Genomic DNA, 11503 nt, shown 5'->3' with positions numbered 1-11503 from the left:
TATATCAAAAATGACAGTCGATAACATGAAACCATTCCTGGTGTCGACACTTCATTTTACGTAAGCTTCCAATACGGGCGCAAATCCCGTGATTCATCCCACTGTTTCCCCTTGCGGAGGCTGTCCAGCAATGGCGCTACATAAGCTTCATATTGCGAGTATATTTCCAGTGAAACCATGTCCAAAATAAGAGGTTCCATATACTCTTTAAGGACAAGTTGATTTCCTTCATAAAAGGCTCTGTGAGCCTCCTCCTCACCCAGCGGCCTACGTTGCAAACGCGGATATTGAGAGGCAATGAGAAACGCCATTCCAATCACACCTTTCGCCAGCTGTGGTGAGATAAGAAAACTGGGCAGTGTACGATATTCAAAGCCTCCATACGACTGACGGCGAAAATCACCTAAATTGCCATAATGCGGTCTGCGCCGAGTCGCACGCTTGTCTTCCAGTAGCGCCAAAGGCAGTGCCAAATAGTTATCTAGTGCCCGAAGCAAGGCACCGTTTAGCGAAACCCCGCTGAAATGCAGATGTCCGCCCAGCGGAAAACCCGGTTGTGGCATCCCCCCTGCCTGCCAGATGAGTGTGTGGTCGGCAATGCGCCGGGCTGCTGTTGCAAAAGCTTGACGCAGGTGCTTCAGCAGATGGGCCGGATCTCCACTCGGCGCAGGGCGAAGCTCAGCGACTGGATACAGTGTTCGTCCTCGACGAGTAACAGCATCGCAGCCGGCTATGCCGAGACGACCCAAATATCTTGAGGCCGGAACGACCCGTCCCTCGGGCATACGAACCAGCACAAATTCAGGGTCCATTCCGATGAGCAGTCGATCTCTTCCTCGTTGCGCTGAAAGATTCTCACTCTCAACATCCCCTTCGCGCGCAGCAATTTCATATAATGTGGCCAAACGTCCATCGTTCAGCCATGGCTGTGCCGAGATTTCGCGCACCTGACAGCTGCGCTCCCCCAGCGGCGTCAGTACCACCTCACCACTGTCCAAACCCAGGGTGTACAACGCTCGTACAGCCAGCCGCTCCATCCGGACATAGAGCGGTGAATGTTGATCCAGTTCAGACAGATCGTATGCGCGGACTTTGGAAGGGCCTTCGATGGCACGTCTACGAATTTCCAACACTCGCAGTAGATGGATTTGCACCGCGTAGCCTATCTCAAAATCTGCTATACTGCTATCCATCCACTGCACCGCTATGCCTGAACGCTCCAGTCTACGCTTTTTTTCATCATTTGGCATCTGTCTGAAGCGTATGAGCGCCTGTCCCGGCTGCTGCATCATATTCCCCCCTACGGACTACGTACGGATTTCAACCCAATTTCAACCCACAATAACAAAAAAGGAGGGCCTTTGCCCCCTGCGCAGAATCAGCCGGCGCAAAGAGTAAAGCGGCCCTCTTTTTGGTTACTTCTGTCAGAGCTCGTCGTCAATGAGGTCGGGGTCGAGCTCCTCATAGTCCCCCTCTTCCGCTCCAAAATCAAAGTCTTTGTCAAAATCATCGCTGCTACCATTCGGGAATACTTCTACAACAATCTTCGTTTCCGCCACCAGCTCCACCGCAAATTCCCGCTCGACCCGGATCATTACGCTGCCACCTCCAGAAGACACACTGGCCTCGACGCAACTCGGCTCCTGTGTAGCTTCGGCGGATACTTCCACTGTAGACGCCCGGTGCTTCGGATCAAGATACGAGAGCGGCACATTTTCCACGTACGACACCGTTTCCTTGGCCACATCGGTCTGCGAGTTTTTATCGTATGAGTACCAAATATTGATATCATACGTCCCGACGACCTCAATGCCGTCCCCCGCCGCCACAGCTTCATACTGGTGGTTAATAATCCATGCCCCTAAAATGCTCGTCGGATTATTCGGCGGAGTTACGGTATGGGTTACGGTAGAGAATCTGCGACCTTTACCACAGATCGCTTTGGTAATAATCTCTCTACGATTTTTATGACTTAATGCCATTCTTGAACCTCCTCCATACAATCAATCATTCCATACATATGTATGCAGGTTGTGGGCGAATGTTGAGTGAATAGGCGAAAAGGAAAAAATATTATTTGTATAAGCATATGCCGCGATGGCTTGAACTCATGCACGTCAATGTGTTACATGCTGCTCAACGATCTGTAAAAATTCACTAAGAGCCGGGGATTTCCACTTTTTCGTGTGATAGGCGACCTGAGTAGCCACCTGCTGTTCACTGTCATCCCAGGCTAAACGCGCCATTTTACCTTCTCGCAGCTCGTTTTGTACCGTTACCAGCGGAAGCAGCGCGATACCCAATCCAGCCATGACACACTGCTTGATGGCTTCAATACTCCAAAATTCCAGGCTAGGGTCTGAAAAAATACCGTGTTTATTCAAATACTGCTCAAAAAGGATACGGTACGTACATCCTGCCTCCGTATGCAAAATGGTTTCGTCTTTCAAGTCAGCAGGCTCTACCCGGGTATAGGTAACCAGCGAATGCTTAAGTGGAGCAACCAAGGCCATCGGCTCATGAATAAGCGTGGTGACATTCAGTTCTCTATCCTCCGTCTCAGGCTGAAGCAAAAAAGCCAAATCCAGCTCACCGGAGCGGATCAAATCGCGTAATTCCCAGCATTCGCCGGGTTTAAGGACAATTTTAACCTTCGGATACCGTTCTCTGTACTCACGGATCAGACTCGGCAGACGAAAAGCGGCCAGAGACTCTGGTGCTCCTATTTTCAGCGTGCCTGCCAATTCCGTTTCTGAACGAAGCGCATCCTTGGCCATAGCATGCATCTTGGAAATTTCCTGCGCATAGGGCAGCAAACGTCGTCCAGCATCCGTCAGCATGATTTTCTTGCCAATGCGATCAAAAAGCGGCGTACCCAACTCTGCCTCCAGCGTTTGAATTTGAGCAGTGATACTCGACTGTGCATAATCCAGTATACGCGCTGCTCGCGTAAAACTGCCTGCCTCAACTACATTTAAAAAGGTAAACAAATGCCGCGATTCCATAATCCGCTCCTTCAATCGGTTTTTCCGATGCAAGCAATCGTTATATTCCGTTTTTCCGATAGATTGATTATCTGATAAGCTGGAGAAAATAACAAGAGAAAGAAGGCTTTTCTGCATGACAAATGAAAGTAAACTTCAATCCACCATTGGTCTTCCACAGGCCATTGCACTCTATATCGGAGCTGTACTGGGTTCGGGGATATTGATTGTGCCTGGTCTTGCCGCCCAAATGGCGGGGCCGGCATCGCTGCTGGCATGGGGTTTTATGACCCTGCTCATCCTGCCAATGGCACTTTCCATGGGTCTTCTATCCGCCAAATTTCCGAATGCGGGAGGGGTATCGCATTTTGTCACGTTGGCCTTTTCGCCACGTGCCGGTGCTTATATCGGGTGGTTTTTTCTCATGTCGGTTCCGATTGGGGCACCTGTTGCCGCACTCACTGGAGCCGGCTATATGACCGCAGCCATGGGCTGGGGAGAGGAAAGCCGCATGATGTTAGCCGCTGCTATGTTGGCGGTGGGCCTGATCATCAACTGGATCGGCATGAAGGTCGCGGGACGTATTCAGATCGCTGTCGTCATAGCTATCGTTGCCGTCCTCATATTCGCCATTGCCGCAGCACTTCCTCAGATGGAAACAGTCCATTTCACCCCGTTTGTTCCACATGGCTGGTTCCCTGTCGGTCAAGCGGCCGCGATTCTGTTCTGGTGCTTCATCGGTTGGGAGGCTGTGTCCCATATGTCAGAGGAATTCACCAATCCCCAGAGAGCAGCCGTTAAAGGCGTGACCATTGCAGCCGTCATTGTTGGTTTGCTTTATTTCTTAACTGCGCTGGCTACTGTGGGCACACAAAGTTACCTTGCAGGGGATTCGGATGCTTCGCTCGTATGGGTGATTAGTCGGGCTATCGGGCCATGGGGCGCGATAATTGCAGGCTTGACGGGTATCTTTATTTGTACCGCTACTATTATTGCTTATGTTGGTGCCGCTTCACGTGTCGCTTATGCTTTATCCCGGCAAGGACAGGCCTTTCGCTGGATGGGCATGTTATCCCAACGATTCCATACCCCTATCGGTGGCATTGCTTTTCTTAGCGTCTGCTTCGTGATCATTATGGTGTTGTACGGTAGTGGTACTGTTTCACTCACTAACCTGATCCAGTTCCCGAACGCCACCTTTATTCTGACCTATCTAGGCGGTTGTGCAGCAGGAATTAAGCTTCTGCGTGGTAGTCGCTGGGGCGTTTCCATTAGTTGGATATCGTTCATCTCTACGGCGATCGTTTTCCCCTTTGTTGGGTGGGCTATGCTGTACCCTTGCCTGATCACCGCTGTTTTATGGATCACAGACCGAATTCGGCACAAACGGACTTTGAGTCATCCGACTTCTACCATCACTGAACAAGAAAAGGCTACTGTCCGTCATGGATAGTAGCCGCTTAAGGCCTTTACTCTAATTTTTCACTGGAGTAGGGGCCTTGTCCTTTTTCGCAATTTTCAAATACTGATGAAGCTCATGTGTAAGCTGCAATAATGCCGAACGAATCTCAAATTCCTCCCGGGTTGCGGGAAGCTCCATAGCTTTAAATTCTTCACGAACCTGCTCCAGCAGCTTCTCAGTCTGTCCCGTATAATGTCCAGCCAAAACGTCATTGCTAAGCTGGTCGAACAGCTCGGCCAGCAGCTTGGCCTGCGGCATATGCTGATACATTTGTGCGATCAACTGCATCATGTTTTGGATCGAATCCAGCTGCTCTTTTCGCATATAAAAATACACATTCCAGCCCTCTTGGGGACGAAGCATCTGATTTTCCAAGGAACGCCCCGCCTCAGTGACCCCTTTGGCTATCACGCTGTTCGCTTCAATAACTTCCTTGCCATCCCATATGTATGCTGGACTACGCAGCGTATTGGCCATATTTCTGAATATAACAGAAAAAGTCCGATCCACCTCCTGCCGAATTTGTTGCATTGTATTATCAGAACCCGGCATATAGGCTAAGTTGACAATCATCGCGGAACCCAGCCCAATCACTAGCAGAGCTAGCTGGGTCAGCAGTACTTCCATATCAATCACGCCGCCGCTGAATACGCGAAAAACCACGACCGAGCCGGTGACGATCCCTTCTTTAAAGCCCACCCGTACAATGACTGGAAACGCCGTTAAAATATATAATGCTAGTACCCAATCATGAAATCCGAATACCACAAACAAAACACAAGCAAAAAGAAGCCCCACGACGGATGCAAAAAATCTCGCCGAAATGGTACGGAGACTTCTCTTGCGTGTGACATCCACCCCCAAAATCGCTAAAAGCCCTGCTGAGGTGGCTCCATGAATGCCAAAACCCTCCGCAATAAGTACGGCCATTAATGCGGCAATAGCCGTTTTAATCGTACGAAAGCCCATGAAAAAATTCTGTCCTCTCTAGATGAAATCTGTTTCCACATTTTCATAAATATTAAGTATTTCATTTTCATGGTACTTTATTTTCACGTTTTACACAAATGTTCAGAAATTTTATTATTACCGATGAGGACGACCGGAAAGCAGACGATGCTCCACATACACGACCGCCTGATACATCAGTGTAGCTACGACAGCAATGATCAACAAACTGGACATAACCAGCGTGAAATTGAACACCTGAAAACCATAGATAATCAAATAGCCTAAGCCGTTTTTGGCCACCAGAAATTCACCAACTATCACGCCAACCCATGCCATACCGACATTCACTTTCAGCGTAGAGACGATTGCAGGAAAGGATGCAGGTAAAATCACCTTTTTAAACGTATCCCGGCGTGATCCGCCAAACGTACGAACCACTTTGATCAGATTCGAATCAACTTCCTGAAAGCTGTTGTATACGACTAGTGTCGTAATAATGACCGTAATGGAGAGGGTTGTCATTAGGATAGCAGTAAATCCCGCCCCAAACATGACGATAAAAATTGGACCTAGCGCCACCTTAGGCATACTGTTGAACACGACCATATAGGGATCAAGCACCCTCGACAAAAACGGTGACCACCAAATAAGTACAGCCAGCAACGTACCTAACAGTGTACCGAGTAAAAACCCCGCCATCGTTTCTCCCACGGTGACACCTACATGTCCCCATAATTCACCACTGACCGCATCCTTACCGATCTGGGTGAAAATTTTGCTCGGATAGCTGAACAACAGTACATCAATCCACTTCAAACGGCCTGCAATTTCCCATAGCACAAACAAAAGCAGTAAAATAGCTGTCTGTACACCTGTCACTAACCATCGCTGCGAACGCCTGCTGCGTAAATACGCCTGATGTAGTCCTTGAATCCAACGTTGCTCAAGCTGATCCGCTTCGTCCTTCATACGTTAACTCACTCCTTTGCTCCCGAAGCCTCCAGTTCACCCCATATTTCATGAAAAAGCTCATTAAAACCCGGCTGCTCGCGTGCATAAAAAGGCTGAGCTTTTCGGATGCAATCCGGAATCTCGAAGGTACGTCGGACATGACCAGGATTTCGACCCATCACTATAATCCGGTCACTGACCGCAATGGCCTCGGCCAAATCATGTGTGACTAAAATAGCCGTCTTTCTCCGCTCGCGCAAGGTTTCCGCAATCAGATCTTCCAGCTGTAGCTTGGTTTGATAATCCAGCGCGGAGAAAGGCTCATCCAGCAGCAGCAGCCCCGGATTGGTCGCCAGCGTCCGTACCAGCGCCACGCGCTGACGCATTCCCCCAGACAGCTGGGACGGATGCAGATGCTCCTTCCCTCCTAGACCCATGCCTTCCAGCAACAGCCGTGTCCGCTCACGCGCAGCTTCATCCACTCTATTGCCTAGCTCCAAACCCAACAATGCGTTATCCATTATCGTCCGCCACGGGAACAGATAATCCTGCTGCAGCATGTAACCGACCTCTGGACTCGGACCACTTACCGGCTGACCTTGCAGCATGACTTGGCCTGCCGCTGGACGCAGTAGCCCCGCGATCATGGACAGGATCGTCGTTTTGCCGCAGCCGCTTGGACCAACCAAACTGACAAACTCCCCTGTCTCTACAGAAAAATCAATATTCTCAACCGCCAGCGAAGCTTCACGATCCGTTACATAGACATGCGTCACTTTCTCCATTCTCACCATCGGGATGGTCGCGTCCGAAGTGAGGCCACTCCGTTCCTCCATCATGACGAACCTCCAGCACCGACACCTGCATCCGTAGATTCAGTTGTGCTCTTTTTCACAGGCGGTTCAGTATTCCCGGTAGAGTTTGATGAAATCGCTTGTTGTGCAAAGCTTGGGTTCACTAGCTTATCTAGTACAACCGGACTTTTAAGCTCCCCTGCCGAGGTCATGACATCCTGTAAGTTCTTCCATTCCTTTTCCTCAATCATCGGGTTCAAAGCATAGGTACTCTGTTCCTTATATCGTTTGATACTACTCGTCAAAACAGCTAAATCTGTATCTTTAAAATAGGGCGTGATTGCTTCAGCAATCTGTTCAGGTGAATGCGTAGCAATCCACTGTTGTGCCCGATATACAGCATTTGTAAATTTCTGTGCAGCCTCGCTATTTGTGTTCAGGTAGCTTTGCTTAGCCATATATACCGTATACGGCAACTCGCCGCTCTCCACACCGATAGAGGCAACTACCCGTCCACGGCCTTCCTTTTCAAAAATAGATGCCTGTGGCTCAAACAGCTGCACATAATCCCCTGTACCGGAGCCGAAAGCAGAGGCAACATTAGCAAAATCAATATTTTGAATCAGCTTCAGATCCTTATGAGGATCAATGCCGTGTTTGCGAAGCGTAAATTCAAGTGACATTTGCGGCATTCCGCCCTTGCGTTGCCCCAAAAAGTTTTGTCCTTTCAGCTTTTCCCATTCAAAGCTATCCTGCGTTTGACGGGCAAATAAAAAGGTACCATCCTTCTGTGTCAGTTGGGCAAAATTAATGATAGGGTCCTCTGCTCCTTGCTGATACACATAAATAGATGTTTCCGCGCCGATCAGCGCGATATCTGCCTGATTGGACAATAACGCCGTCATCGCCTTGTCACCCCCGGGAATCGTTGCGAGTTGGACATCCAGTCCCTCCTGAGCAAACATCCCCTGGCTCAAGGCTACATACTGCGGCGCATAAAAGACCGTACGGGCTACCTCGCCCAGTCTGATCTCAATCGTCTGCTCCCCTCCTTTAGGGGTGCACCCACTGAGCAACAGTAATCCGAGTAGTGCCGCAGCCACCACAGCTTTGAAACGAGCGCCGTTTTTCATCCTTGTTCCCTCCCCACCTTTTTACATCGGTTGACTTCATATATTGTTATGCGACTGTCGTTATAATGGTTAATCGCACAAAAAAAACCCGCGTTCGCCTAGGAACGCGGGGTAGATGCATATATGATTATTTTATAGTTTCTAAATTACAGCTTGTATATGGAGGTATATTTCTCTTCCAGATAGTCGGCGAGATAATCCGGGTTCAGCTCCTCACCTGTAATGGCTACAATCAATTCGGATGGCGTCCGACTCTTGCCGTAACGGTAAATACGTTCGGTCAGCCATTGCTTGATCGGCTCAAGTTCCCCAGCAGCAATTAATTCATCCAGATTGGGCAACTCTTTGCGTAATGTCGCCAAAATTTGCGCTGCATACATATTGCCAAGCGAGTAGGAAGCAAAATAACCAAAATCACCACCGGACCAGTGAACGTCTTGAAGTACGCCCAGTCCGTCATTCGGTGGTAGAAGCCCCAGGTAGTCCTTATATTTCGCATTCCACACCTCGGGGAGACGCTTCACATCCAGCTTTTCATTAAACAGCATTTTTTCAATTTCATAACGGATAATGATATGTAAATTATATGTTAGCTCATCCGCTTCAATACGAATCAGTGAATTTTCCACACGGTTGACTGCCCGGTAGAATTGCTCTGCCGTAACCTTCGCCAAACGATCAGGAAAATGCTGTTGCAAATCATCGTAATACCGATCCCAAAAAGCACGACTGCGTCCGATTTTATTTTCCCACAAGCGCGACTGGGATTCATGAATCCCCATAGAGGTTCCTCCAGACAGTAGTGATCCTGCCAGCTCTGGAGCAATATTTTGTTCGTACAGCGCATGGCCTCCTTCATGCAACGAACTGAAAATAGCGCTGGTTACATCATCTTGCAGATAATGAGTTGTTATACGCACATCACCTGGATTTAATCCTGTTGCGAAAGGATGTACACTCTCATCCAAACGACCTGCGTCAAAGTCATACCCCATCTGTCCTAAAATGAACAGGCTGAACTTCTCCTGCTGCTTCACATCAAACACACCATCTAAAAAGCTCTTATCCGGCTGGTTCGATGAAGCCTGAATTTTAGACAATAGGGGCACAAGGCGCTTTTTGAGACGATCAAACACAGCATCCAGCTTTTCAACCGTCATCCCCGGCTCATATTGATCCAAAAGCGTGTCATACTCTGTATCCTTAACACCCCAGTAGCCGATAAACTCACGCTTCATGTCGACGATTTTAGACAAGTACGGTTCAAATCCGGCAAAATCGCTATGTTCCTTTGCGTCCTCCCACTTGCTCTCTGCCTGTGCTGCAAGAATGCTATACTGCCGATATCGGTCTGCCGGAACCGAACGATTCAGTTCATAATTTTTACGGCATTCCTCCACCAATCTGCGATCATTATCCTCCAGTTGCTTCAGCTTGTCTTCTGGGGCAAAAAATTGCAGCAATTGTCCCATTTCATCCGAGATCATCAGCTTGAACATTTCAGTGGACAGCATACCTAACGTCTCCGACCGAATGTCAACGCCCTTTCGCGGGGCACCAGTCCGTAAATCCCAGTGCAGCAGACCTACTGCTTCGCCATAACTACTAATTTTGTGTGCAAGCTCCTTTAAAGCCGTCAATTGATCCAACGTCTGTTGCGCCATATTTGAGGTCACCTCTTTAACTTAAAATGGTTAAAACTTTACAATACCTATACTTGATGATACTTATATTAAAAAGTATAATCAACACACAACATGTACGACCAGCTCCTAAGACCTGAAATAAACGTTGGGCTGTACATATCAAACTTTATAAGAATCTGGAGGGAACAATCGTGGATCACATCAAAGACATTTTAGAGTACAATCGTGTTTTCGTAGAAAACAAAGAATACGAGGCCTATAGAACGGGCAAGTTCCCCAATAAAAAAATGGTCATTATCACCTGTATGGATACACGGCTAACAGAGTTACTCCCTAAAGCCATGAACCTGCGTAATGGTGATGTGAAAATCATCAAAAATGCGGGTGCGATTATTTCACAGCCCTTTGGAAGCGTAATGCGCAGTGTACTAGTCGCCCTGTATGAGCTGGGAGCAGACGAAGTAGTGGTCGTGGGCCATTATGAATGCGGCATGGCTGCATTAAATGCAGACCACATGGTCAATGAAATGCTCGATCGCGGAATTTCTCAGGAAGTGCTGAATACATTAGAAAATTCAGGAATTAAGCTAAATAAATGGTTGAAAGGTTTTGACAACATTGAAGAAGGGGTAAAAACTACCGTGAAGCTTATTAAAAATCACCCGCTTCTCCCCCCTAATGCCCCCGTTCACGGCATGGTTATTCATCCAGATACAGGAGCGTTAACGCTTGTCGTTGACGGGAATGAACAGTAAATAGGATACGCTTCGGCAGAAAGTTACCAGGTAGTTTAAGCTCGTACATACGAGCTTAAACTACCCTTTTTTATGAAAAAAAGCGCATATACGTGGAAAATGACAGGAGCCAATTTTGGCTAACCTGTGAACGACCTGTCTGAAAGTTGTCAAACCATACAGTTTCAGTGTACACTTTTCATGAAGCTGCAGAATACCTGCCGCAGTGCTGTTACAACCGTTACTATGATGGATGAAGGAGATAAGATCTATGAATTTACTATCGTATGGTCTGTTGGGGCTTCTCGCAAGAGAGGAATCCTCCGGCTATGATCTGATGTTGCGTATCCAGCCTTTTTGGCAGGCCAAGCACAGTCAGATCTATCCGCTACTGGCCCGTATGGAGGGCAAGGAACTACTAGCCTCCCGTTGGATTCAGCAGTCCGACAAGCCTGATAAGAAAATGTATACCATTACCGACAAGGGAATCCATATGCTTCAGCAATGGTCCCAGGAAGCGTTAGCTGCTCCGGTTACACGGGATGAATTAAGTCTTCGACTGTTCTGTCTTTGGTTGACAGACAAAAGTAGTGCCAATCGTATGCTGGAGGAACGCAAACGTCATTTTATTCAGAAAATCCAGCATCTAGAGGATATTCTGAACAACATTCCCGCAGAGAATTTACATTTTGGCAGTAAAAACTTTGGTGACTATATTTTAGTACAAAAAGGGCTTTTGAATGCTAAAGCAGGTCTGGAATGGTGCCAAATGGTTCTGCACATGCTGCTTGCCGGTGATGTCAGTGTGGACACTAATCCGTTTGCACTTAAGCCGCAAAGCTGAATGC

The 11503-nt window shown here is 48.1% G+C and carries 11 protein-coding genes; 3 read left to right on the top strand and 8 right to left on the bottom strand.

Annotated elements, in window-relative coordinates:
* Nucleotides 1-56 precede the first annotated feature (56 nt).
* The 3 genes from MKX59_RS12420 to MKX59_RS12410 all read right to left on the bottom strand — a co-directional run bounded on the left by MKX59_RS12420 (nt 57) and on the right by MKX59_RS12410 (nt 3005).
* Nucleotides 57-1292 (bottom strand): putative amidoligase domain-containing protein, encoded by a 1236-nt coding sequence (locus MKX59_RS12420; RefSeq protein ID WP_076264855.1) that lies wholly within the window; start codon nt 1290-1292, stop codon nt 57-59.
* Nucleotides 1293-1424: 132 nt separating this feature from the next.
* Entirely contained in the window at nt 1425-1982 is a 558-nt protein-coding gene (locus MKX59_RS12415; protein WP_013310588.1) for an outer spore coat protein CotE, read from the bottom strand.
* A 135-nt stretch (nt 1983-2117) separates the two neighbouring features.
* A complete protein-coding gene (locus MKX59_RS12410) occupies nt 2118-3005 on the bottom strand; it encodes a LysR family transcriptional regulator (protein ID WP_076264879.1) in 888 nt (295 codons plus the stop codon).
* 115 nt (nt 3006-3120) lie between these two features.
* Here MKX59_RS12410 and MKX59_RS12405 point away from each other — a divergent pair, with 115 nt between their 5' ends.
* Entirely contained in the window at nt 3121-4437 is a 1317-nt protein-coding gene (locus MKX59_RS12405) for an amino acid permease (RefSeq protein ID WP_071558579.1), read from the top strand.
* 21 nt (nt 4438-4458) lie between these two features.
* Here the strand turns inward: MKX59_RS12405 and MKX59_RS12400 are convergent, their stop codons facing one another.
* From MKX59_RS12400 to MKX59_RS12380, 5 genes are all read right to left on the bottom strand, one after another.
* On the bottom strand, nt 4459-5415 hold the full coding sequence (locus tag MKX59_RS12400; protein WP_023989050.1) for an aromatic acid exporter family protein: 957 nt from the start codon (nt 5413-5415) through the stop codon (nt 4459-4461).
* 117 nt (nt 5416-5532) lie between these two features.
* On the bottom strand, nt 5533-6366 hold the full coding sequence (locus tag MKX59_RS12395) for an ABC transporter permease (RefSeq protein ID WP_023989051.1): 834 nt from the start codon (nt 6364-6366) through the stop codon (nt 5533-5535).
* 8 nt (nt 6367-6374) lie between these two features.
* Nucleotides 6375-7187: an ABC transporter ATP-binding protein gene (locus MKX59_RS12390; RefSeq protein WP_023989052.1), complete on the bottom strand. Its 813-nt coding sequence runs from the start codon at nt 7185-7187 to the stop codon at nt 6375-6377.
* Entirely contained in the window at nt 7184-8275 is a 1092-nt protein-coding gene (locus tag MKX59_RS12385; protein WP_023989053.1) for an ABC transporter substrate-binding protein, read from the bottom strand. Before MKX59_RS12385 ends, MKX59_RS12390 begins: the two co-directional genes overlap by 4 nt.
* 146 nt (nt 8276-8421) lie before the next feature.
* Entirely contained in the window at nt 8422-9939 is a 1518-nt protein-coding gene (locus MKX59_RS12380; RefSeq protein WP_028540702.1) for a carboxypeptidase M32, read from the bottom strand.
* A 173-nt stretch (nt 9940-10112) separates the two neighbouring features.
* Between MKX59_RS12380 and MKX59_RS12375 the strand changes: the two genes are divergently transcribed.
* Together MKX59_RS12375 and MKX59_RS12370 are read left to right on the top strand one after the other, a co-directional pair.
* On the top strand, nt 10113-10676 hold the full coding sequence (locus MKX59_RS12375) for a beta-class carbonic anhydrase (RefSeq protein WP_023989055.1): 564 nt from the start codon (nt 10113-10115) through the stop codon (nt 10674-10676).
* A 250-nt stretch (nt 10677-10926) separates the two neighbouring features.
* A complete protein-coding gene (locus MKX59_RS12370) occupies nt 10927-11499 on the top strand; it encodes a PadR family transcriptional regulator (RefSeq protein WP_028540701.1) in 573 nt (190 codons plus the stop codon).
* Nucleotides 11500-11503 lie beyond the last annotated feature (4 nt).

This window comes from Paenibacillus sp. FSL R7-0340, from assembly GCF_038002205.1.
Classification (GTDB): domain Bacteria; phylum Bacillota; class Bacilli; order Paenibacillales; family Paenibacillaceae; genus Paenibacillus; species Paenibacillus polymyxa_B.
Note: the sequence above shows the minus strand (reverse complement) of the source record. Positions and strands in the feature narration are given on the sequence as shown.

Bases quoted from the DNA above. Each gene is read 5' to 3' on its own strand.
- MKX59_RS12420 (WP_076264855.1), bottom strand. From the start codon at position 1,292: ATGATGCAGCAGCCGGGACAGGCGCTCATACGCTTCAGACAGATGCCA.
- MKX59_RS12415 (WP_013310588.1), bottom strand. From the start codon at position 1,982: ATGGCATTAAGTCATAAAAATCGTAGAGAGATTATTACCAAAGCGATC.
- MKX59_RS12410 (WP_076264879.1), bottom strand. From the start codon at position 3,005: ATGGAATCGCGGCATTTGTTTACCTTTTTAAATGTAGTTGAGGCAGGC.
- MKX59_RS12405 (WP_071558579.1), top strand. From the start codon at position 3,121: ATGACAAATGAAAGTAAACTTCAATCCACCATTGGTCTTCCACAGGCC.
- MKX59_RS12400 (WP_023989050.1), bottom strand. From the start codon at position 5,415: ATGGGCTTTCGTACGATTAAAACGGCTATTGCCGCATTAATGGCCGTA.
- MKX59_RS12395 (WP_023989051.1), bottom strand. From the start codon at position 6,366: ATGAAGGACGAAGCGGATCAGCTTGAGCAACGTTGGATTCAAGGACTA.
- MKX59_RS12390 (WP_023989052.1), bottom strand. From the start codon at position 7,187: ATGATGGAGGAACGGAGTGGCCTCACTTCGGACGCGACCATCCCGATG.
- MKX59_RS12385 (WP_023989053.1), bottom strand. From the start codon at position 8,275: ATGAAAAACGGCGCTCGTTTCAAAGCTGTGGTGGCTGCGGCACTACTC.
- MKX59_RS12380 (WP_028540702.1), bottom strand. From the start codon at position 9,939: ATGGCGCAACAGACGTTGGATCAATTGACGGCTTTAAAGGAGCTTGCA.
- MKX59_RS12370 (WP_028540701.1), top strand. From the start codon at position 10,927: ATGAATTTACTATCGTATGGTCTGTTGGGGCTTCTCGCAAGAGAGGAA.